We start from the raw sequence: 19,834 nt of genomic DNA, 5'->3' as shown, positions 1-19,834 counted from the left end.
TTGTCTTACTGAATCCAGCAAGGTGATCTGGCTTGACATCTGAACAATGCAGATGAATACACCCAACATGTCATCAACCTCACACGTTGTGGTCGATAACGAGATCAAATTTCCCTGTTCTGCAGGGTTGTAAAGAAGCCTGATCAGCAGATCAGCACATCAATCCGGCGTATGTGTGTCAACGCCTATCGACTCAGTGCCAGTACAGCCAGGATTTCTACACTCCGGTCAGTGGTGAAAGGCCTTTTCGTTGCTGGAGTTTGCCGTTAGTGCTCCCTTTGACCCTGCAGCGGATATCGCAGCAGGAATCATTCCAGCTCAGTTCCCTTGGCTGAGTCTTTCCATCCTTTTCCCGATTGTGGGCGCGTTGATCGTCCCCTTCATCCCTGATCAGGGAGAAGGGCGACAAGTCCGCTGGTTCGCTCTGGGCATTGCGCTCGTCACCTTTCTGATCACGGTGGGTGCCTATCTGAGCGGTTACGACCCCAGCTTCAGTGGCCTGCAACTCTCCGAACGGGTCAGCTGGCTCCCCAATCTGGGGCTGACGTGGGCCGTTGGGGCCGATGGGTTGTCAATGCCTCTCATCCTGCTCACCAGCTTCATCACCGCTCTGGCGGTCCTGGCCGCCTGGCCGGTCACGTTCAAACCCAAGCTGTTCTTCTTTCTGATTCTGGCCATGGACGGCGGCCAGATCGCAGTGTTTGCAGTGCAGGACATGCTGTTGTTTTTCCTGGCCTGGGAACTGGAACTGCTGCCTGTTTATCTGTTGCTTGCCATCTGGGGGGGGAAGAGGCGTCAGTACGCCGCCACCAAATTCATCCTCTATACGGCGGGCAGTTCGCTGTTCATCCTGCTTGCGGCTCTGGCCATGGGCTTCATGGGTGGCGGTACTCCCAACTTCGAGTACACCGTGCTGGCACAGAAAGGGTTCAGCACGGGATTTCAGCTGCTCTGTTATGCGGGTCTGCTGATCGCCTTCGGTGTCAAATTACCGATCGTTCCGCTGCACACCTGGCTGCCGGATGCTCACGGTGAAGCGACAGCTCCGGTGCACATGCTGCTGGCGGGGATCCTGCTGAAAATGGGCGGTTATGCCCTGATGCGCTTCAACGCCGAAATGCTGCCTGAAGCGCATGCCCAGTTCGCACCCCTGCTGGTCGTGCTGGGCGTTGTCAACATCATTTACGCGGCACTCACCTCCTTCGCTCAGCGCAATCTCAAACGAAAAATTGCTTACAGCTCCATCAGCCATATGGGGTTTGTGCTGATTGGCATCGGCAGTTTCAGCGCTTTAGGAACGAGTGGCGCAATGTTGCAGATGATCAGCCATGGCCTGATCGGAGCCAGCCTGTTTTTCCTGGTGGGTGCCACCTATGACCGCACCCACACCCTGCAGCTCGATGAGATGGGTGGAGTGGGCCAGAAGATGCGGGTCATGTTTGCTTTGTGGACCGTCTGCTGCCTGGCATCCCTCGCACTCCCGGGCATGAGTGGATTTGTCAGTGAATTGATGGTGTTCACAGGCTTCGCCACTGACGAGGCCTACACACTGAGCTTCAGGATCGTGATCGACGGACTGGCCGCAATCGGTGTGATCCTGACGCCGATCTATCTGCTCTCAATGTTGAGAGAAATTTTCTTTGGCAAGGAGAACGCTCAGCTCACCACCAACACCAACCTGGTGGATGCGGAGCCCCGCGAGGTCTACATCATCGGCTGCCTGCTGGTGCCGATCATCGGGATCGGTCTCTATCCGCGACTGATGACGGACAGCTACCGCACAGCGATCGAAGCACTGGTTGACCGAGATGTGGCAGCGATGGAGGTGATCAGCCGACCGACTGCACCCTTGATTCGGAGTGGAACCCTGGCGCCAGCCATGCTCAAAGCGCCCCAGCTAATCTCTCGCAACGGATCCTGATGCAGAACGCTGCGAGGGGCTGGCCCTGTCCTTCCATCACCGGTATTTTTCCTGAAGACGGCCACAGGCTGAGATGGATGCCGGGCTGAATCAGAGAGCCGACGCCGGTGCCAGGCTCGCGATTCGCCTGCTTCAGGATGCTGCTCAGCAGGGTGACCTTGATCCATGGGATGTGGATGTCATCGCTGTGGTCGATGGCTTTCTGGATCAGCTGAAACAACGGATCGAAGTTCCCCGCCAGGTTGAGGAAGCGTTGAAGCGACGCGGCGGCAGCTATGAACGTGACCTGGCCGACAGCAGTGAAGCCTTTCTGGCAGCGTCGGTGCTTGTGGGCCTCAAGGCGGAAGTGCTTGAAGCCAGCACATTCCCTCCACAACCAGACGTGGAGGAGATGTTTGACGCGGATTTTGCCGACCAGGGATGGCTGGATCCAAGCTTCGACATCCCTCGCCACCCTGAGCGGCACCTGCAACGCCGACCGGTGGCTCCACCACCGCTGCGGCGCCCGGTCACGCTGGGTGAACTGATCGAACAACTGGAATCGATCGCGGAGCAGCTGGAGTCAGACGAACTGGACATGCGCCGACGTCAGCGTCAGAAGCGCTACTCCAACAAGGAGGCGATCGCTCAGGTGGCGGCCCTCGCTCACCGCGAAAAACTGCCGGAAACCACAGCAGCCATGGGTGTCTTTCTGAACAGCTGGGAAGCAGCCCTGCAATGGGTCAATTTCGAACACCTGGTGACTCAGTGGAACGACATTGCCGACGACGACCTGGACAAGGACCGCGTAGGCGTGTTCTGGGCACTTCTGTTCCTGTCTTCACAAGGCCAGGTTGAGCTGGAGCAGATGGACTCACTACACGGACCGATCCGACTCAAACGATTGCTTGCTCCGGGCACCATGGCCCAGATGCCTCTGACCAGCCTGGACGTGCCAGCTGTCATGCCGGCTGAGGGGGCCGTGGCCGCTTAATCACACCCTTATGTTGGCTTATCCGTTGTAAGCCTGTAACGCCGATGAAGGCGATGATCCTGGCCGCGGGCAAGGGAACAAGGGTTCAGCCGATCACCCATGTGATCCCCAAACCGATGATTCCGATCCTGCAGAAGCCAGTGATGGAATTCCTGCTGGAACTGCTCAAGGAGCATGGTTTCGCAGAGGTGATGGTCAATGTGTCCCACCTGGCCGAGGAGATCGAAAACTATTTCCGGGATGGCCAGCGATTTGGCGTGGAAATCGCTTACAGCTTCGAAGGCCGTATCGAAGATGGCGAACTGATCGGTGACGCTCTGGGATCCGCTGGCGGACTGAAGAAAATCCAGGATTTCCAGACGTTCTTCGACGACACCTTTGTGGTGTTGTGTGGCGATGCACTGATCGACCTTGATCTCACCGAAGCGGTGAGACGTCACCGGGAGAAAGGTGCCCTCGCCAGCCTGATCACCAAACGGGTTCCGAAGGAACAGGTGAGCAGCTACGGGGTTGTCGTGAGTGATGCAGAGGGACGCATTCAGGCCTTCCAGGAAAAGCCGAAGGTGGACGAAGCCCTGAGCGACACCATCAACACAGGCATCTATCTCTTCGAACCAGAGATTTTTGAACACATCCCTTCGGGTGAGTCCTTCGATATCGGCTCGGATCTCTTCCCCAGGCTTGTTGAGGTCGGTGCACCGTTCTATGCCTTACCCATGGAGTTCGAATGGGTCGACATCGGCAAAGTTCCCGATTACTGGCGGGCGATCCGCAGTGTGCTTCAGGGTGATGTCCGCCAGGTGGGCATTCCTGGCAAAGAGATTCGTCCGGGGGTCTACACCGGCCTGAATGTGGCGGCCAACTGGGACCGGATCGACGTTCAGGGACCCGTCTATGTCGGTGGCATGACCAAGATCGAAGACGGTGCAACGCTGATCGGCCCGACGATGATCGGACCCAGCTGCCACATCTGCGAAGGAGCCACAATCGATAATTCGATCATCTTCGACTACTCACGCATCGGCGCAGGCGTCCAGCTCGTTGAAAAGCTGGTGTTCGGCCGTTACTGCGTTGGCAAAAATGGCGATCATTTTGATCTCCAGGAAGCTGCTCTCGACTGGTTGATCACCGATGCCAGGCGCCAGGATCTGGTTGAGCCCTCCCCTCAGCAGAAAGCGATGGCGGAACTGCTCGGGACTGATCTCACGACTGCTGCGAGCTGAGCCCTGCTCGCTCCAGCACTTCAGGAATCTTGTCTTCCGCTCTCACGGCCATCACGTGAACGCCTTGAGCAATCCCGGCAAATTGCCGGACCTGCTCAGCTGCGATGGCGATGCCTTCGGCAGCAGGATCTGTGGCGGCATCCAGTCGCGCGATCAGGCTGCCTGGAATGTTGGCTCCAGGGACCTTCTCATTGATGAAGCTGGCATTCCTCGCCGATTTGAGCAGAAACACCCCTGCCAGAACTGGCAGCTCCATCGGAGCAGCCATATCTCGGCAGAAACGCTCCAGCACCTGTGGATCCATCACCATCTGGGTCTGAACGAAACGAGCACCTGCTTCGCGCTTACGCTCCAGCCTGCGCTTGAGCCCCGACCAGCTGGCACAGTGCGGATCAGCGGCAGCTCCAGCAAATAAGGCTGTGGGGCCATCGGGCAGGCTCTCCTTCACAGGGTCCTCACCGCGGTTGAAAGCGCTCACTTGCTGCAGCAGCCGCACCGACTCCAGTTCATGCACCGGGCGAACGGCAGGTTGATCACCGGCCTTCACTGAATCTCCAGTGAGACACAGCAAATTCCGGATGCCGAGTGCATGGGCACCGAGCAGATCCGCCTGAATCCCAATGCGATTGCGGTCACGCCCAGCCATCTGCAGCACTGGTTCAAGACCGGCGTCCAACAGCAAGCGGCAAACCGCAAGACTGCTCATGCGCATCACAGCGCGGCTGCCGTCAGTGACATTGATGGCCTGAACCCAGCCGCGCAGGAGATTGGCCATGGCGAGGGTATGACTGGGATTTCCCCCTCGGGGCGGCATCACCTCCGCCGTGACGGTGACGGCACCAGCCTCAAGACTGCGCTGCAGCGCGGAACCCAAACCCTTCAAATGCTTCTGAAGGCCACTATGGAAGATCGCCGTTCAGGAATGAATGCCTAGGATGGGATTGGAAGAATCGTCGGTGTCCAGCATGGTGAATGGCGATGGACATGGGTCCTCGAACATCTCACTCTCGACACGGGAGGTTGAAATCATCGAACTGGTGGCAGAGGGATTGACCAACCAGGAGATTGCAGAGCGGCTCACCATCAGCAAGCGGACGGTCGACAATCACGTCAGCAACGTCTTCACCAAGACTGGCTCCAAGAACAGAGTTGCCCTGCTCAATTGGGCCATGGATCACGGCAAAATTTGCCGCGACGGCTTCAACTGCTGCCTGCTCCCGGAATCATCCGTTGACGCGTCCTGACCGCTAGCGGCAGAGGCATAGGCAGATCCATCAGGGAGCATCTGGCCAGAGAAAGATCGAACAGCTCCGCATACGCGACACAGGCCTCCCGATCCAGTCCGATGAACCGCAGAATTCCGTCGTGGTCGTAGAGGCCGTGCACGAGTCACTTCACGATTCCCAACCCAAATCTAAAGGAAAGCCAAAGACTCTTTCAAGGGGCGTGGGGTGATCGTCTTAAGGCCTGTCCAGGCCATGGCGCTGTCTCATCTCCAGAGACCAGCCTGAAATCGGCTGATAAGCCAGTGCTGCATTGCTCCAGAGGCCTTCACCGGTGACCTCCCGACCACACCACTCGGGTTGGTCGAAGAGATCTGACGCGTCACTGAGCTCGACCTCCGCCAGCACAAGCGATGCATTATCTCCTTCAAAGCAATCGACCACCCACTCCCCACCGGGAAGGGACAAGGGAAAACGGGTCTTGGTCAATTGATAGGGCGCAAGCGCCAAGAGGGCTTCGGAATCAGCAGACGGCAGTTCGTATTCAAATTCATGCCGCGCGATTCCCTCAGCCGGCGCCTTGAGTGTGAGCCAGGCTTGTCCATCCGCCCGAAGCCGCACCCGAACCGTGAAACCGTCCTCACTCGAGGCCAGATAGCCCTGTCTGAGGTGCTGTGGATCTCCTGCATGGGCACGCCAGCCAGGCCCGGTCACCAGGAAACGGCGTTCGATCTCAAGGGGCATCGCTGAGCTCTAGTTGGGTGAAGGCAGCGTGTCCACCAGGCTCCCGGCCCAGTGCAATTTGCGTGAAAGGGTGCGGTAGTAAGAGGGAGACTGCTCGAGCTGAACCATCAGCGCATGATGGGGAGCCCTTTGAATCACGCAGCATTCACCGGGACACAACACCGGTCCACTGGCGCCGTCCTTCCAGAGCTTCACCGGCCGGTATCCCTCTCCAAGGGGCCAGATCACCAATCTCGACCTGGGTGGCAGCACCACCGGACGACTGGACAGACTCATCGGGCAGATGGGGCTCACGATGATGGCGTCAATTCCTGGATGGAGGATGGGTCCTCCAGCTGCCATGGCGTAGCCGGTTGAACCGGTTGGTGTCGCCAGAATCAGACCATCTCCACGGACCTGGTCAACCACTTCTCCGTCAATCTCAAGTTCAAGGGTGCAGGTGGGCGCAAGATCCTCCTGACAGGGACGCAGATAGAGATCATTCAGAGCCCAGTGACGCTCAATGTCATCCTCTGCCCGCCCCGCTTCTCCGGACACGGAACAGTTGAGGTCATCCGCTCGATTCACGACAGCCTCCAGCATCATTCGACGTTCCATCGCGAAATGGTCATCCTGCAGGCGTTGCCACAGACCATCACGCCGAATCAGCCCTGGTTCATGGGTGAGGAATCCGAGATGACCGCCGACGTTGAAGCAGAGAATCGGCACGTCATAAACAGCCAGATGCCGTGCAGCGCCCAGAACCGTGCCATCGCCTCCAAGCACCACCGCCAGGTCAGGGAGTTCCGGTTCCGACGCGAGCAAGCCTGGGAAGGGATCCGCGCTGAGACCACTCATCGCCACAGACACAGTCACACCAAGTGACTCCAGCGTCTTGGCACTGGCCTTGGCCTCCTTCAGAGCCAGAGGGCTTTCAGCCCTGTAAATCAACCAAACCCGTTTCAGGCGCATGACGAGGGCGCCGGCCCTACCAGCGCAGAAGATTGAAGCGTTCCATGTCCACTGTGACGCGGTTGCGATAGAGCGACAAAAGAATGGCCAGACCAACCGCAGCTTCAGCAGCAGCCACGGTGATCACGAACACCGAGAAAATCTGACCACGGATCAACTGGCCATCCACATAGGAGGAGAACGCCATCAGATTGATGTTCACTCCATTGAGCATCAGCTCGATGCTCATTAGCACTCTCACCGCATTGCGACTGTTGATCAGTCCCCAGACACCCGTGCAGAACAACACTGCGGCAACAAGCAGGTAGGCCTCGAGAGGAACGGAACCGGAGAGCAATTCGGAGATCATGACAGGTTGCGCGAGAAGGTCAGGAGGGCGGTTGGTCAACCAGCAGAGGAGTCCGTGCCTTTTCAATCAGGCCTTGATCGGCAATTTCACCAGTGCCCGGATCGACGGCCTGAACATCACGTCGAGCCAGCACAATGGCTCCAATCATGGCCATCAGCAACAGAACTGAAGCCAGCTCGAAAGGAAGCAGGTAATCAGTGAAGAGATGCTCGCCGATTCGAATTGTGGCGTCTTCGCCAATCGGCTCTGGACCTTCCGCCCACGGAGTTGTGAGCACGACTCTTGTTAACAGGGCGAAGAGGCCGGCACAGACCCCACCGGAAAGCAGGCGACGCAAAGTCAACCCTGGGATCGGAGCAAGGTCTTCCTTTTTGTTGACGAGCATGATCGCGAACAGGATCAGCACGTTCACAGCACCGACGTAGACCAGCACCTGTGCTGCAGCAACGAAACTGGCATTGAGCAACAGATACAAACCAGCCACGGCCAGGAACACGCCCCCGAGCAGAAAGGCCGAGTAGACGATGTTGCTGAGCAACACCACACCGAGAGCTCCCAGCACAACCACAGCGCTGAGCACCAGAAAGCAGATCAGTTGCGTTGACGCTGCGATCGTCATTCAGCACTCTCCTTGCGGTCCGTGGACACCGTGGTCGATTCTCCCGCATCCACTGTTGAAACAGCTGCGGCTGACTTCATGGCAGCCAGCAGCTGATCGGGTCGCTGCCCAGCCCGCGGGCGATCGGGGTCCACAACATGGGGATCCATTTCGCCGGCAGGAAGGTAAGCAAATTCCCGCAGAGGCAGCACTGAAGGGTCTGTGGTCACGCTGGTGGGAAGACGGCCCAGTGCGACGTTGTCGTAGTTGAGGCTGTGACGGTCAAAGGCCGCCAGCTCATACTCCTCCGTCATCGAAAGGCAATTGGTGGGGCAGTACTCCACGCAATTTCCACAAAAAATGCACACCCCGAAATCAATCGAGTAATTCCGCAGCTCTTTCTTTTTGGTCGCCTTGTTCATCACCCAATCCACCACGGGCAGATTGATCGGGCAGACGCGCACGCACACCTCACAGGCAATGCACTTATCGAACTCGTAATGAATGCGCCCGCGATACCTCTCCGAGGGGATCAGCTTCTCGTAGGGATACTGCACCGTCACGGGACGGCGCTTCATGTGGTCGAAGGTGACGGCCAGACCCTGAGTGAGATTGCGCGCCGCGTCGACGGCATCTCTGGTGTAGTCACCAACCTGTTTGAGAAAACCGAACATGGCCTGAGGGAGGGAAGACGGCGAGACCGCTGAGCAAGAGCCTAGGTAATTAAACCTAACCCCCGAAGGCGACCGGGAATGCAAGTTTCAGCGCTGCGGTCACGAGCAAATTGACCAAAGCCAGTGGCAGAAGGAACTTCCAGCCGAGATCAAGCAGCTGGTCAATGCGAACCCGCGGCGTCGACCAGCGCAGCAGAATTGCAATGAACACGAGCAGATAGGCCTTCAGCACGGTCATCACAATGCCTGTTGTGCCTGTGATCACCTGAACCAGAGGAGCATCGACCGATTGCCCCAGCCAGCCGGCCAGCCATTCCACCGGCAAAGGGAAGCCCCAGCCGCCGAGGTAGAGCACTGAAACCAGCAGAGCTGACAGCACCAGATTGATGTAACTGCCGAGGTAGAAGAGAGCGAACTTCATGCCGGCGTATTCAGTCTGGTAGCCGGCAACCAGCTCCTCTTCCGCTTCGGGGAGATCGAACGGCAGTCGTTCACATTCCGCCAGAGCGCAGATCCAGAAAATCAGAAAGCCGACAGGTTGGCGCCAGATATTCCAGCTGAGGATTCCCGCTCCCGTTTGCTGATCAACGATGTCGACGGTGCTCAGGGAATTGCTCATCATCACCACCGCAAGCACAGCGAGCGCGAGCGGAATCTCGTAGCTGATCGACTGCGCAGCTGCCCTGAGACCTCCAAGCAGGGAATACTTGTTGTTCGAGGCGTATCCGCTCATCAGCAGGCCGATCGGCTGAACACTGCTGAGAGAAATCCACAGAAAAATGCCCACACCCACATTGCTGATCAGCAGGTTCTGGCCGAAGGGAACGATCAACCAGGACAGAATCACTGGAACAACGACCAGAACAGGGCCGAGAGTGAACAAAAGACTGTCGGCCCTGGCGGGAATGATGTCTTCCTTCACCAGCAGCTTGAGGCCATCAGCAAGCGGCTGAAGAACACCGAGTGCACCGGCGTATTCGGGTCCGATGCGCTGCTGAACCGCAGCTGAGATCTTGCGTTCGAGCCAAACGGTGACGAGAACCCCCACCACTGCTGCAACCAGCACCAACAGCATGGGTAGTGGCAGCCAGATCAAGCGAGCAGCCTGTTCGGACAGTCCGAAGCCCTCTAGAGCCTGACTGAAACTTCGTTCAAGATCCAGGCCTGGACTGACCAGAGCCGGTGCGCTGGTGGCGAGGAAAGTCACCATGAGCAAAGGTGTGATGAATGTAACTTAAGTGGTGATGGTTGGAACACGAGCCTCCAGTGGCGTCCATTGGCGCAGATCACTGCCGGTGTAGATCTGAGATGGCCGAAAGATCCGGTTGGCACCAAGCTGTTCACGCCAGTGAGCCAGCCAGCCGGCCACTCTTGCGATGGCAAAGACCGGAGTGAACAGATCTCTGGGAATCCCCAGCTTGCGGTACACAAGTCCGGAATAGAAATCCACATTGGGATAAATCCCTTTCGGGCCAAGGCGGGTTTCCGCTGCTGTCTCCAGAGCTCTGGCCACGTCGTACATCTCATCGTGACCAAAGCGCTCGAACATCTCTTCAGCGAGAGCCTGAAGAATCACCGCACGAGGATCTTTGACGCGGTATTCACGGTGACCGAATCCCATGATCTTGCGCTTGCTGGCCATGGCCTCATCGAGGTAGCCCGCGGCCTGATCCGGAGTGCTGATCTCCTCGAGCATGGCCAGGACATCTTCGTTGGCCCCGCCATGAAGAGGGCCAGCCAGCGTGCCGACGGCGGAAGCGACAACCGCATAAGGATCGGTGAGGGTACTGGCGGTGACGCGGGCACTGAAGGTGCTGGCATTGAGACTGTGCTCCGCGTGCAGGATCAGGCACTGATCAAAGATCCTTGAGGCCATGGGATCCGGCTCACGCTCCATGAGCATGTAGAGAAAATTGGCGGAATACGCCAGATCATCCCTTGGCTGAATGGGGTCTTGGCCTTTACGGATCAGCTGAAAGGCGGCGACCATGGTCGGGATCTTGGCGATCAGCCGAACCACCGCGTCATAGATGTACTGAGGGTCGTCGATGGCACGACGGGAATAAAACAGACCCAGAGACGCTGCACTGGACTGCAGAGCATCCATTGGATGCCCATCGGAGGGGAAGCACTTCATCATGTCCCTGACGCGGAAACTCACGCGTCGGTGCATCTGCACCTCGTCCTCAAAGTCGCGTAACTGCTGAGGAGTGGGCAATTGGCCCCAGATCAGCAGGTAGGTGGTCTCCAGAAAGCTGCAGTGGGTGGCCAGATCGTCGACGGGATAGCCGCGATAGGACAGGCAGCCTGAATGACCATCGATGTCACAGATGGACGACTGGGTGGCAGGCACCCCCTCAAGTCCGGGGCGGAACACCAGACCCGTTCGCTCATGACGGATCTCGGCACCATCGTTCTGACTCACCAACCTCCGCTTCAGCGCAAGGGCAACTTAAACGGAGCGCGGGAGCAAAAGACGAGGCCTGAGTAATGCCTGCAGTTCAGCCTGACCGCGAGGATCGCTCAGGCCAGCCGGCCAACTGAGATGGCAGCATCCGGCCTTGCGCAAGCGCAGGCTGCCGGCGGGTGCTCCGATCAGGGTCGCCGCAAGAGTGCTCAGATCTGGCTCATGGCCAACCAATAGGCAACAGCCGGACAGACGGGAGACCAACGGCCACGGGTCGCCGCCTGGCTCCAGGGCTGAATCCAGACAGATCGACTTCGCCAATCCAGCCTGGATTGCCAACTCTGCGGTCTGCCGGGATCTCCGGTAAGGACTGCTGATCAGAGCGTCAGCCAGAACATCCCGCATCCGCAGTTGTCGGACGACCTCCAGAGTTCGCTGGATGCCGCGATCGGTCAGGGGGCGATCGGGATGATCACGGCCGCACACCCGTTCTGCGGCAATGCCATGGCGCATCAGCAGAAGATCAACCGAGCTGGAGTCGCGCACGCAGACGCAAGCTGCTGACAGGTTCATCCTGCACGGAGCTGGCGTTCTGGTCAGCCCCGGCTGAGACAGCCAAACCTTTCACAGCTGGCAACAGTGATCGACCTGCAACACCCTGCACCAACTCCCAGGGTCGCCACTGACCCAGGTGCAAGCGACTTGGCGCCGCAGCGAGTGCCAGCTGCTGAGACAGAGCTGGCTGGCTCGCGGACTGCAGCTCCTGCAGCTGCTGCTGTCGCTGCATCAGGTCACCACTCTCACCGCGACGGCGCAAACCATCCAGGGTCTCTGCCCACCAGTTCACACCGGAATGCCGCTCCAGAGCGACAGCGAGTTCAGCTTGCAGCGACTCCTCTCCGCGACGTCGCTGACGAGCCAGACGGGTCCAGACCTGAACAGGCTGGGCTTCGCTGTCGAGGGTGGAACCTGTCAACCCGAGCCCCTGAAGTCGCTGATCCACGACTTCGGGATCGGGACGATTCGGCCGGGTGCCTAGCACCCAGCCCTGCGGCCCTTGCTGCCAAAGCATGGGCCCCTCATCAAGGCCGGCGACCGCAGCCGCGGCCCCGGTCGAAACGGATTCGATCGACTGCCGCAGGAGGGGAGCGATCCACTGGGCCAGGGGCTCCTTGGCATCGGCAGCCAGCAGAGCCGCAGGATTCGTGAGCAAAGCGACTGTCTGCGCATCACCGCCGGCATCTCTGAGCAACACATCGCTGTCCGCAAGCTGAGACACCCGGGGAATCAGAGGCTCACGGAAGTGGACCACGGCATCAAGCGCCAGATCAGCGCCCTGCGGTGTCAACGATGCCACCAGCCCCTGCAGGTCTTCACGGGCGGTGATCGCTGAGGGGACCCCCAGCCAGCGGTCCATCGCACCAGGGTTGGCAATCAGAACAGCGGCACCACGACCGAAGCTCTGCAGATCAGAGGCCAGGGCAGGGTCTCCGAGCTGATGCTGACTGTCCAGCTGAGAGACATCCAGCGCCTGTTCAAGCACCCCTCGCCCTGAAGCCAGCAACAGCAGATCGTCGTCGATCAAGGCCGTGGCGATCGGCTGGGGATCCCTTCCCAGCAGGGCACCACGACCGCTGATCAATCCCATACCGCGATAACGAGAGATCTGCAGATCGGTGCCTGCCAGGCTTCGGGTCTGCCAGAAACGCTGCAGAAAGCGCTTGGCCCCGTCTTGATCGCGGCTCGACAGTGCCAGGACCCAGCCCTCCTTGGGTTGTTCACCGGACTGCTGAGCAGGAGCATCCAGCACTGCAAAGCTGACCTCGGGCCCGATCCAGCCGGCCAGCTCAGTGCTGAAGTCAAGTCCGGCCAATGCAAATGCACCGTCTCTGAGCTGACGGGTGCTGTCATTGACCAGTTGGCGCTGGCGAACTGGTGCAACGGCCTGGGCATAAGCAGGCACCTGACGCGAGTCGACCAGCCAGTGCAGCGTCAGGGCTGCATCGCTGGGCATAAACCGTGCCGCCCGGGGCAGCTCAAGTGGCCGGTCCATGATCCGCAGCGGACTCTGACGAGCCATCGCCCACCAAACACCCAGCGCAAGGGTGAGCAGCACCATCGCCACAGCGACCAGAGCCAACAGGAACGAGCGCCCTTTCATGAACAGGCGGTGAAGCACATGGTGCTCATCTTCTATCCATCCATGGTGCTGTGCCAGCCCGAAGCCAGACTGAGGCGATGAATGGACCCACCCCGAAACCCCTCAAAGCCGGCGAACTGAACGACTGGCTCAACGACAACGCCGATCTGACCGTTGTGGATGTGAGGGAGCAGCAGGAACTGGCGATCGCTCCGTTTCCGCACCCGGTCAAGCATCTGCCCCTGAGTGATGCTGAAAACTGGATGGGGAGCATTGATGATGTGCTGCCAGACAGTGGCTCGATCGTGGTGCTGTGCCATGCCGGTGTGCGCAGCTGGAATTTCGGTTGCTGGCTGCTCGAGAATCGACCATCACTGGACGTCTGGAACCTCGAGGGTGGCATTGACGCCTGGAGCGTCGTGGTGGATTCCGCAGTGCCGCGCTACTGATCACCACGCCACTCAACGCCGCGACACTCAACCCAACGCCAGTCAGCCGAACAGCGTGCATTCATGACAGGAACCAATCTCCCTGGCTGATTCTTCGTAAGATCTTGGCCCGCAAGGTGCTCTCCGTGAAGCCGCTGCCCCGACGACAGCAGGAGGTCCTTCAGGCCACGGTCCACCACTACGTCGACACCATCGAACCGGTGGGCAGTCGCGCTTTGGTGCAGCGATTCGGAATCAAAGCGAGTTCGGCCACAGTGCGTTCGGCCATGGGAGCTCTCGAACAGCGTGGACTCCTGACCCAGCCACACACGTCATCAGGTCGGGTGCCCAGCCCCCAGGGCTACCGCCACTATGTGGACTGCCTGCTGCCGGAACCCGGTGCGGGTGCTCATCACCTGGAGCGGGAATTGACCCAGCTGAGCCTGCGCTGGGCGGCACTGGATGACCTGCTGCTGCAGCTGGCACGCCGGCTGACGGATTTCACAGGTCTGATGAGCCTGATCAGCCCGCCGCAACGACCCCAGAGCCAGCTCAGAACCATTCGCCTGGTCCGCAGTGAAGACCGCCTGCTGGTGATGCTCGTGGGCGATTCCAGCCAGGCCCATCACCTCAATCTGCGGCTGCCCCACGGCAGTGCCGGTCAGGTGGAAGCCTTGGAACGCTGGACCTCAGACCAGCTGATGCAGGCCGGGAAGCTGGACTGGAGCTGTCTGCCCCAGCAGCTGCAATCCTGCGGGAGAGCACTTCAGGATGCACTGGAGAATGGGAATCCCTTCCAACGCCCGATCGAGCAGGCACCGTTAGTGCATGGGGTGTCACGGCTCGTGGCCGAACCCGAATTCAGTGACAGCGCCAGGGTGAGGCCTCTTCTCGACCTGATGGACAGTGATCCGGCAGCCTTTGTTCCTGCGCCTGCCTGGTCACACGGGCGCGTCTGGATCGGGCAGGAACATCCCGAGTCGGCACTGAGCCGCTGCTCAGTCGTCCAGGCGAGCTATCGCAGCGGTGACGGAGGCGTGGGCCAGGTTGCCCTGATCGGCCCCATGCGGATGGCCTACGCGACTGCGCGTGCGGCCGTGAACTCCGTCGCCGTCACCCTGGAACGCTTGCTCAGCTGAGGCATGCTCTGAATCTTCAGAGTGCATCGCCAAGCTGCTCGGCGACCGTGTTCACATCCTTGTCACCACGTCCAGAACAGTTCAAGACCACTTCAGTGCCCTCCGGCAGGGTTGGACAGAGGGTCTCCAGCCAGGCGAATGCGTGAGCTGTCTCAAGCGCAGGAATGATGCCCTCCAGTTGGCTCACAAGTTGAAGCGCCTGGAGCGCTTCAGCATCGGTGACGGCGCCGTACTCGGCCCGGCCGATCTCGCGCAGATAGCTGTGTTCAGGCCCAACTCCGGGATAGTCCAGGCCGGCACTGATCGAGTGAGCTTCCTGCACCTGGCCGTCCTGATCCTGCAACAACAGGCTCATGGCTCCGTGCAGCACTCCGACCCTGCCTTCAGTCATCGTGGCGGCATGACGGCCTGTGGCGACGCCATCACCGGCGGCCTCAACTCCGATCAGACGCACATCGCTGCATTCCACAAAGGGATGAAACAGACCCATGGCGTTGGACCCCCCACCCACGCAGGCCATCAGCACGTCCGGCAAACGACCGAATGCCTGCTGGCATTGGTCCCTGGCCTCCTCTCCGATCACGGCATGAAAGTCGCGGACCAACATCGGATAGGGGTGGGGACCAGCCACTGACCCGAGGATGTAATGCGTGGTCTCCACATTCGTGACCCAGTCTCGAATGGCCTCGCTGGTGGCGTCCTTGAGCGTGGCTGTGCCGGCGGTAACAGGCTGAACGCTGGCACCAAGAAGACGCATGCGGAACACATTCAGAGCCTGACGGCGCATGTCTTCGGCACCCATGTACACCACACACTCCAGGCCGAAGCGGGCACAGACCGTGGCCGTCGCAACCCCGTGCTGACCAGCTCCTGTTTCGGCAATGATCCTCTTTTTGCCCATTCGCAAGGCCAGCAACGCCTGCCCGAGCGCATTGTTGATTTTGTGTGCGCCGGTGTGGTTGAGGTCCTCACGCTTCAACCAGATCCTGGGTCCGCCGTCACTGCGGCGGTAATGCGCTGTGAGCCGCTCAGCTTCATACAGAGGCGTGGCCCTGCCCACGTAGTTGCGCAGCAGTCGGTTGAGCTCTGAGGTGAAAGCCGGATCTTTCCAGGCCTCAGCCGCGGCCGTCTCGAGCTCAGCCAGGGCAGGCATCAGCGTTTCAGGCACGTACTGACCACCGAAACGGCCGAAACGACCGGAGGAGGCAGGCCTGGAGCTGACGGCCAGATCCTGAGCGGTGGGCTTGGGTGGCAGGGTGCTGGTCAAGGTGCAGCTGACCGCGCGCGCGGCCTTTGAAGCGTTGGCTCAGCGTAAGCAGGCAATCACGCGATGCCGTGGATCACAGGCACTGATTTGAAGATTCCGGAACCCTGCCGCACGCAGGGCCGCAGCCATGTCGAGGCTGAAATACTCCTCGATGTAAGGCTCGGTGCTTTTGAGCAATGTGGCGACTGCCGCTGGAAGGCGCTGAAGCACCGAGGAGGCGGGATCCTGATCAACCATCACCAGAGCACCTCCTGGACGCAACAGACGAGCAGCTTCCAGCAGCACGGCGTGGGTGGCGTCCTGAGGCAGCTCATGGCAAACGAACTGAAGACTGATCAGGTCAAAGGACGCATCTGCCAGACCCGTGTTCTCCGCCGCTCCATGCAACCAGCCATCCACGAGCCCCTCCCGATCGCGCACACGGGCCACCGCGAGCATGTCGGGGGAAAGATCCAGACCCTGAATCCGAGGTGCGGGCTCGTGGCGCTGCGCCGCCCGCTCAGACAACCAGCGTGCGAGATACAGCGTGCTCACTCCCACTGAACAGCCAAGATCGAGCACCTGATCAATGGATCCGTTCAGGAGCGGCGCCAAAGAGCGGTGGATCTCATCCCTCAGACGGGCCTGGGCCACAGACGGTTCCAGCGCCTCTTCCGGCCAGATGCGCAGGGCCATCGCATCGGTGGCCTGCTCCGCTTCGGCAGCAGCCTGCCAGCAGAGATTGCCCTGTTCATAGGCATGAAAACGCGCCACGTAGTAGGCGGGCGGCACAAGGCCGGGAGTGATGCTGCTCGACAACAACGGTGCTGCAGCCTTCTGCAGTTCCCGGCGACGGACTCTCCAGGGAATGCCGTTGCGTTCCGCGGTTCGGATTATCAGCTGACGTGCCTGAAAGAACAGAGGACGCCTCAGCAGAGCGATCCCGATCAAGTGTTCGATCCAGCGCCCAAGGCCCTGGCTTGAGTCAGCCCATCGAGGCGTGGACGCGGAGTCGGTCATCACGAGAGCGGCAGGATGGTGTCGGATGCGCAGAAGCGATGCCGAAAGGCGGGTGGCAGGAATTCAGCAACACAGACAGTCTGCAGCGGCCGAGCGGGCCCGAAAAGCAACCGACCGCGAAAGCTCAGCAGATCGTTCGGGTTCAGCCGACCCGAGGGGGCAAGGGCGGCAAGACAGTGACGGTGATTCGCGGCCTGGAGCTCAATCAAGAAGGACTCAAAGCAATGCTGAAAAAACTCAAGACACGCATCGGCAGCGGTGGCACCGCAAAAGACGGCCTGATCGAACTTCAGGGCGATCAGGTGGAACTCGCACTGGAACTGCTCAGCAAGGAGGGATACCGTCCCAAGCGCGCTGGGGGCTGACGCAGAACCAGGATCAAAGAGATGCAGGCTGAGGGACAATGGCGGCCCCAGACCGCCGGATCCCAATGACCGCTCCGTCCAGCCACGGCCAGCTGACCAACCAGGGGGCTTCCACCAACATCGCCTGGCATCAGGCATCGGTTGATCGAGCAGCCCGCGCTGAACAACGGGGACATCGCAGCGCCATTCTCTGGTTCACAGGCCTGAGCGGTGCGGGCAAAAGCACTCTTGCCAACGCGGTCAATCAGGCCCTGTTCGAGCGAGGACTGAGCACCTATGTGCTCGACGGCGACAACATTCGCCATGGCCTCTGCAAGGACCTGGGGTTCTCCGATGCGGACCGTGAGGAGAACATCCGCCGCATCGGTGAGGTCTCCAAACTGTTTTTGGATTCCGGTGCAATCGTTTTGACGGCATTCGTCTCACCGTTCCGTGCTGACCGCGACAAAGCACGCAACCTGGTGAGCGAGGGAGATTTCATCGAGATCTTCTGTGCCGCTGACCTCAATGTGTGCGAACAGCGCGACACCAAGGGCCTTTATGCGAAGGCACGTGCCGGCGAAATCAAGGAATTCACGGGAATCTCCAGCCCTTATGAAGCACCAGACACACCGGAACTCTCTGTCGACACCGGCGCGGCAGACCTGGCGAACTGCGTGGATCAGGTGGTGAACGCGCTGATCTCCAGGAACATCATTCCTGCCCAGCGCTGACCTCGCTGACGGCCTCACTCATGACCGCGTGGATGCCCTGACGCTCTGCCCAGGCATCCACAAACGTCTTGAGGCAGCTGGCGACAGGTACCGCCAGCAGCAGACCTAACAACTCTCCAAGGCCGTAAAGGTCTCCGGCCTTTGCTCCCAGGGGCAGAGCAATCAGCAGCCAGGCCGGCTGCAGCCCCACGATGCTTCCCATCAAACGCGGCTGAATGACCTGGTCAACGATCTGACCGACCACGATCGCGGCCACCAGAGTCTCGAGGCCTTGACTGGGATCCTGAAAAGCGAGCAACCCGCTCACGGCGACGATCGTCAAAGCACTGGCATAGGGGACCAGGGTTGTGAATCCGATCAGCACGGCAAACAGCACCCCATAGGGGATCTTGAGCAGGGTGAACACCACGATCTGACCCAAGGCCAGGATCAGCGCCAGCAGCACTTGCCCGCCGAAGTAGCCACGAAAGGTACGAGCCAGGGTGCTGGTCACCAGAGCACGCCATGCATCGGGCAGCCAACGGGCCAGACCGTTCGCGATCGATTCACCTCCGATCAGGAAGAACACCGCCAACACCAGTACGATCACTGTGTTGATCGTGGTGCCGAGTGTGGCCCCGAGAATGCTGAGCAAGCTCTGGCTGAGCTGACTGGCCACGGCGCTTGCACGGGAGAGCAGATCACTGCTGAGGTCGCCAAACTCAGTGGGAAGCCCACGGATTGAGGCCCACTCCTGGAGACGGTTCACCCACTCCTGGGCCGCCAAGAGCAGTCCCGGCAGAGCATTGATCAACTGGCCAAGCTGCTCAATCAACAGCGGCACCAGGGTCACCGCAGCGAAAACCAGTGCCCCGATCGTGGCAAGCGTGACCAGCACGATGGCCACCCAGCGGCTCATCCCTCGACCGGTGAGCCAGCGGCAGGGAATGTCCAGCAGGAAAGCAATCAGCGCGGCGGTGAGAAACAGGCCCGGGAAGGGAGCCAGCGGCAGAAGGAGCTCACGAATCACAAACAGGTTGAGGGTCAGCAACGGCAGCACCAATCCCCAGCGAATCCAGGCTGGCCAGGACGTCATGGCTTGAAGGAGGTGCAGATCAAAGGGAGCTCAGCCTGAAAACGGCACTCTTCTCATGGCACCAAAAATGCCGGCTCGCGGCAACAGCGAACAACTGCAATGGCAGGGGATCAAGTCATTCGCTCGAGATAGTCACGACTGCCCAGATCCTTCAGGCGGGCATCCTTATCAACGACCGTGTCGTGCAGCTGCTGGCGGTAGGCCTCCAGCCGTTCCACCAGCTCACCACCCTCCACAGCGAGGATCTGTGCTGCCAGCAAGCCTGCATTCAGACCTCCGCCGATCGCCACCGTGGCGACAGGGATACCGCCGGGCATCTGCACGATCGAATGCAATGAGTCAACACCTGAAAGTGCTTTGCTCAGCACCGGTACGCCAATCACAGGCAAGGTGGTGAGCGCGGCCACCATTCCAGGCAAGTGGGCTGCGCCGCCGGCTCCGGCCACAATCACAGCTAGCCCACGCTGGCGGGCCTGCTGGGCGAAGCTGACCATCTCCAAGGGCGTGCGGTGAGCCGAGAGCACGCGCACCTCCACCGCCACCCCCAGCTGTTCCAGCACCTCTACAGCGGGGTGGAGGCTGGGAAGATCGGAATCACTGCCCATGATCACGGCAACCCTGGGCGCGGAACCTGGATCAATGGGG

The 19,834-nt window shown here is 59.9% G+C and carries 22 protein-coding genes; 8 read left to right on the top strand and 14 right to left on the bottom strand.

The features are described from left to right. Positions 1–250 precede the first annotated feature (250 nt). The 3 genes from AC6EI9_RS11580 to AC6EI9_RS11570 all read left to right on the top strand — a co-directional run bounded on the left by AC6EI9_RS11580 (position 251) and on the right by AC6EI9_RS11570 (position 4,117). On the top strand, positions 251–1,921 hold the full coding sequence (locus AC6EI9_RS11580) for an NAD(P)H-quinone oxidoreductase subunit 4 (RefSeq protein WP_498467895.1): 1,671 nt from the start codon (positions 251–253) through the stop codon (positions 1,919–1,921). A gap of 73 nt (positions 1,922–1,994) precedes the next feature. Continuing rightward, entirely contained in the window at positions 1,995–2,894 is a 900-nt protein-coding gene (locus tag AC6EI9_RS11575) for a segregation/condensation protein A (protein WP_498467894.1), read from the top strand. 44 nt (positions 2,895–2,938) lie between these two features. Then, positions 2,939–4,117, top strand: coding sequence for a sugar phosphate nucleotidyltransferase (locus AC6EI9_RS11570; RefSeq protein WP_498467893.1), 1,179 nt, complete (start codon positions 2,939–2,941; stop codon positions 4,115–4,117). Here AC6EI9_RS11570 and AC6EI9_RS11565 read toward each other — a convergent pair. After that, the gene (locus tag AC6EI9_RS11565; RefSeq protein WP_498467892.1) at positions 4,098–4,991 is read right to left on the bottom strand and encodes a methylenetetrahydrofolate reductase; all 894 of its coding nucleotides are present in this window, start codon (positions 4,989–4,991) and stop codon (positions 4,098–4,100) included. The genes AC6EI9_RS11570 and AC6EI9_RS11565 overlap by 20 nt on opposite strands. A gap of 91 nt (positions 4,992–5,082) precedes the next feature. On the opposite strand from AC6EI9_RS11565, the gene pedR reads away from it, so the two are divergent. Beyond that, a complete protein-coding gene (gene pedR / locus AC6EI9_RS11560) occupies positions 5,083–5,361 on the top strand; it encodes a photosynthetic electron transport-dependent transcriptional regulator PedR (protein WP_066909057.1) in 279 nt (92 codons plus the stop codon). A gap of 216 nt (positions 5,362–5,577) precedes the next feature. Here pedR and AC6EI9_RS11555 read toward each other — a convergent pair whose 3' ends face one another. Genes AC6EI9_RS11555 through AC6EI9_RS11515 form a run of 9 tightly spaced genes read right to left on the bottom strand, consistent with a single transcriptional unit; the run spans position 5,578 to position 13,224 of the window. Further along, entirely contained in the window at positions 5,578–6,084 is a 507-nt protein-coding gene (locus AC6EI9_RS11555; RefSeq protein ID WP_498467891.1) for a CYTH domain-containing protein, read from the bottom strand. Between the two features lie 9 nt (positions 6,085–6,093). Then, entirely contained in the window at positions 6,094–7,035 is a 942-nt protein-coding gene (locus tag AC6EI9_RS11550; protein ID WP_498467890.1) for an NAD(+) kinase, read from the bottom strand. Positions 7,036–7,051: 16 nt separating this feature from the next. Further along, positions 7,052–7,384 carry an NADH-quinone oxidoreductase subunit NuoK gene (nuoK, locus tag AC6EI9_RS11545; RefSeq protein WP_498467889.1) on the bottom strand — a complete coding sequence of 111 codons (333 nt, stop codon included), beginning with the start codon at positions 7,382–7,384 and terminating at the stop codon, positions 7,052–7,054. A 19-nt stretch (positions 7,385–7,403) separates the two neighbouring features. Next, entirely contained in the window at positions 7,404–8,003 is a 600-nt protein-coding gene (locus AC6EI9_RS11540) for an NADH-quinone oxidoreductase subunit J (protein ID WP_498467888.1), read from the bottom strand. Further along, positions 8,000–8,656, bottom strand: a complete 657-nt coding sequence (gene ndhI / locus AC6EI9_RS11535; RefSeq protein ID WP_498467887.1) for an NAD(P)H-quinone oxidoreductase subunit I — start codon at positions 8,654–8,656, stop codon at positions 8,000–8,002. Before ndhI ends, AC6EI9_RS11540 begins: the two co-directional genes overlap by 4 nt. A 55-nt stretch (positions 8,657–8,711) precedes the next feature. Continuing rightward, positions 8,712–9,866 (bottom strand): NADH-quinone oxidoreductase subunit NuoH, encoded by a 1,155-nt coding sequence (gene nuoH, locus AC6EI9_RS11530; protein WP_066909075.1) that lies wholly within the window; start codon positions 9,864–9,866, stop codon positions 8,712–8,714. Positions 9,867–9,890: 24 nt separating this feature from the next. Further along, positions 9,891–11,081, bottom strand: a complete 1,191-nt coding sequence (locus AC6EI9_RS11525) for a citrate synthase (protein ID WP_498467886.1) — start codon at positions 11,079–11,081, stop codon at positions 9,891–9,893. Positions 11,082–11,108: 27 nt separating this feature from the next. Then, complete coding sequence (locus AC6EI9_RS11520) at positions 11,109–11,609, bottom strand: SixA phosphatase family protein (RefSeq protein WP_498467885.1); 501 nt, start codon at positions 11,607–11,609, stop codon at positions 11,109–11,111. Continuing rightward, positions 11,587–13,224 carry a DUF3352 domain-containing protein gene (locus AC6EI9_RS11515; protein ID WP_498467884.1) on the bottom strand — a complete coding sequence of 546 codons (1,638 nt, stop codon included), beginning with the start codon at positions 13,222–13,224 and terminating at the stop codon, positions 11,587–11,589. Before AC6EI9_RS11515 ends, AC6EI9_RS11520 begins: the two co-directional genes overlap by 23 nt. A 77-nt stretch (positions 13,225–13,301) precedes the next feature. On the opposite strand from AC6EI9_RS11515, the gene AC6EI9_RS11510 reads away from it, so the two are divergent. After that, on the top strand, positions 13,302–13,652 hold the full coding sequence (locus AC6EI9_RS11510) for a rhodanese-like domain-containing protein (protein ID WP_498467883.1): 351 nt from the start codon (positions 13,302–13,304) through the stop codon (positions 13,650–13,652). Between the two features lie 125 nt (positions 13,653–13,777). Then, the gene (locus tag AC6EI9_RS11505; RefSeq protein WP_498470047.1) at positions 13,778–14,770 is read left to right on the top strand and encodes an HrcA family transcriptional regulator; all 993 of its coding nucleotides are present in this window, start codon (positions 13,778–13,780) and stop codon (positions 14,768–14,770) included. 16 nt (positions 14,771–14,786) lie between these two features. Here AC6EI9_RS11505 and trpB read toward each other — a convergent pair whose 3' ends face one another. Both trpB and AC6EI9_RS11495 read right to left on the bottom strand, forming a co-directional pair. Next, on the bottom strand, positions 14,787–16,037 hold the full coding sequence (trpB, locus tag AC6EI9_RS11500; protein WP_498467882.1) for a tryptophan synthase subunit beta: 1,251 nt from the start codon (positions 16,035–16,037) through the stop codon (positions 14,787–14,789). A 39-nt stretch (positions 16,038–16,076) separates the two neighbouring features. Continuing rightward, positions 16,077–17,036 (bottom strand): class I SAM-dependent methyltransferase, encoded by a 960-nt coding sequence (locus tag AC6EI9_RS11495; RefSeq protein WP_498467881.1) that lies wholly within the window; start codon positions 17,034–17,036, stop codon positions 16,077–16,079. A gap of 38 nt (positions 17,037–17,074) precedes the next feature. Here AC6EI9_RS11495 and AC6EI9_RS11490 point away from each other — a divergent pair, with 38 nt between their 5' ends. After that, positions 17,075–17,401 carry a translation initiation factor gene (locus AC6EI9_RS11490; RefSeq protein WP_498467880.1) on the top strand — a complete coding sequence of 109 codons (327 nt, stop codon included), beginning with the start codon at positions 17,075–17,077 and terminating at the stop codon, positions 17,399–17,401. Between the two features lie 65 nt (positions 17,402–17,466). Continuing rightward, a complete protein-coding gene (cysC, locus tag AC6EI9_RS11485) occupies positions 17,467–18,114 on the top strand; it encodes an adenylyl-sulfate kinase (protein WP_498467879.1) in 648 nt (215 codons plus the stop codon). Here the strand turns inward: cysC and AC6EI9_RS11480 are convergent. After that, positions 18,095–19,189: an AI-2E family transporter gene (locus AC6EI9_RS11480; protein WP_498467878.1), complete on the bottom strand. Its 1,095-nt coding sequence runs from the start codon at positions 19,187–19,189 to the stop codon at positions 18,095–18,097. The two genes, cysC and AC6EI9_RS11480, sit on opposite strands and share 20 nt — an antisense overlap. Positions 19,190–19,299: 110 nt before the next feature. Beyond that, positions 19,300–19,794, bottom strand: a complete 495-nt coding sequence (gene purE / locus AC6EI9_RS11475; protein ID WP_498470046.1) for a 5-(carboxyamino)imidazole ribonucleotide mutase — start codon at positions 19,792–19,794, stop codon at positions 19,300–19,302. Between the last annotated feature and the right edge of the window lie 40 nt (positions 19,795–19,834).

Source organism: Synechococcus sp. MIT2312 (assembly GCF_059772315.1).
This window is presented reverse-complemented; position numbering and strand designations above follow the sequence as displayed.

Bases quoted from the DNA above. Each gene is read 5' to 3' on its own strand.
- AC6EI9_RS11550 (WP_498467890.1), bottom strand. From the start codon at position 7,035: ATGCGCCTGAAACGGGTTTGGTTGATTTACAGGGCTGAAAGCCCTCTG.
- AC6EI9_RS11480 (WP_498467878.1), bottom strand. From the start codon at position 19,189: ATGACGTCCTGGCCAGCCTGGATTCGCTGGGGATTGGTGCTGCCGTTG.
- AC6EI9_RS11515 (WP_498467884.1), bottom strand. From the start codon at position 13,224: ATGAAAGGGCGCTCGTTCCTGTTGGCTCTGGTCGCTGTGGCGATGGTG.
- pedR (WP_066909057.1), top strand. From the start codon at position 5,083: ATGGTGAATGGCGATGGACATGGGTCCTCGAACATCTCACTCTCGACA.
- AC6EI9_RS11510 (WP_498467883.1), top strand. From the start codon at position 13,302: ATGAATGGACCCACCCCGAAACCCCTCAAAGCCGGCGAACTGAACGAC.
- AC6EI9_RS11490 (WP_498467880.1), top strand. From the start codon at position 17,075: ATGCCGAAAGGCGGGTGGCAGGAATTCAGCAACACAGACAGTCTGCAG.
- AC6EI9_RS11575 (WP_498467894.1), top strand. From the start codon at position 1,995: ATGGATGCCGGGCTGAATCAGAGAGCCGACGCCGGTGCCAGGCTCGCG.
- AC6EI9_RS11495 (WP_498467881.1), bottom strand. From the start codon at position 17,036: ATGACCGACTCCGCGTCCACGCCTCGATGGGCTGACTCAAGCCAGGGC.
- AC6EI9_RS11555 (WP_498467891.1), bottom strand. From the start codon at position 6,084: ATGCCCCTTGAGATCGAACGCCGTTTCCTGGTGACCGGGCCTGGCTGG.
- cysC (WP_498467879.1), top strand. From the start codon at position 17,467: ATGACCGCTCCGTCCAGCCACGGCCAGCTGACCAACCAGGGGGCTTCC.
- AC6EI9_RS11570 (WP_498467893.1), top strand. From the start codon at position 2,939: ATGAAGGCGATGATCCTGGCCGCGGGCAAGGGAACAAGGGTTCAGCCG.
- AC6EI9_RS11540 (WP_498467888.1), bottom strand. From the start codon at position 8,003: ATGACGATCGCAGCGTCAACGCAACTGATCTGCTTTCTGGTGCTCAGC.
- nuoH (WP_066909075.1), bottom strand. From the start codon at position 9,866: ATGGTGACTTTCCTCGCCACCAGCGCACCGGCTCTGGTCAGTCCAGGC.
- nuoK (WP_498467889.1), bottom strand. From the start codon at position 7,384: ATGATCTCCGAATTGCTCTCCGGTTCCGTTCCTCTCGAGGCCTACCTG.
- ndhI (WP_498467887.1), bottom strand. From the start codon at position 8,656: ATGTTCGGTTTTCTCAAACAGGTTGGTGACTACACCAGAGATGCCGTC.
- purE (WP_498470046.1), bottom strand. From the start codon at position 19,794: ATGGGCAGTGATTCCGATCTTCCCAGCCTCCACCCCGCTGTAGAGGTG.